The sequence below is a fragment of the Vibrio sp. Y176 genome (genome assembly GCF_033438945.1).
The window spans coordinates 1-878 of record NZ_JAWOQS010000233.1 but is presented as its reverse complement, the minus strand read 5'-3'; the positions used below and the strand labels follow the sequence as shown (position 1 = coordinate 878).

Annotated in this window: 2 protein-coding genes; both read left to right on the top strand. The window is 48.9% G+C overall.

What is annotated here, in order from left to right:
• The first annotated feature begins 5 nt into the window (after positions 1-5).
• Positions 6-650, top strand: a complete 645-nt coding sequence (locus R7O13_RS25275; protein WP_243196800.1) for a recombinase family protein — start codon at positions 6-8, stop codon at positions 648-650.
• On the top strand, positions 647-878 hold a 232-nt coding region (locus tag R7O13_RS25270; RefSeq protein WP_318304996.1), incomplete at its 3' end, for an MFS transporter. The genes R7O13_RS25275 and R7O13_RS25270, both read left to right, overlap by 4 nt.

Here is an 878-nt window from a genome sequence, read left to right as displayed (position 1 = left end):
CGGTCATGGCGACTTATATCTACACGCGCTACTCTCCAAAAAACAAAGCCCACAGTGAGCACCTTGCTGCGTTGCACGAGGCCGCTCCTGATGCGCTGAATTTTGAAGATAAAATTCGTGGCTGCGTTCCCCCTTCAGAAAGAGAAGCGTTTCAAAAGCTTAGCAATACGATTCAATCTGGCGATACCATCGTGATGTGGTGGCTGACAGCATTTGGTCGCGATTTTAGTCAGGCTCTCAACGCCATTCGAGCCTTGCTTGAAAAAGGCGTCACACTAAAAACCGTGTGTGAACCATTGACGTTTGAACCCGACTCAGAACAGACGAAAACGTTACTCGCTTTGCTATCAGGTTATGGAAAGGTACAAATTCAGCATCGGTTGTTCGCGGCAGAGCAAGGCCGCCAAGCCATTAAAGATCAACCAGATTTGTGGAAACAGAAGTTCCGTGGCCGCCCTGCTGACCGGGAAAAACATCGGCTCATCGCGGCGTTACTATTAGAAGGGAACACGCTGTTGAGCGTGGCAGAGCAATGCGATGTCAGCTTGTCGACGGTTAAACGAGTCAAAGCAAAATTGAGCGAGTTTGATGAAGATGGCGCTCTAAGAACGCGAAAAAATGCCGGATTCGCCGATGGTGAATCATCATGAAACGTCCCATCAATTTCCGCACGATTCTATTGGCATGTTTGATCATCAGTGTTGGCCAATTGAGCATGGGTTTAGTGATGCCTTCCCTACCTTGGATCGCCAAAGACTTCTCAGTTTCACTCGATCAAGCGCAGCTCCTCGTGAGTATTTATCTACTTGGATTTGGCCCTTCCCAGTTCATCTATGGCCCAATGTCCGATGCATTGGGGCGCAAGAAAGTGCTACTCG

Excerpts from the sequence above, each read along its gene's own strand:
- R7O13_RS25275 (WP_243196800.1), top strand. The coding sequence starts at position 6 with ATGGCGACTTATATCTACACGCGCTACTCTCCAAAAAACAAAGCCCAC.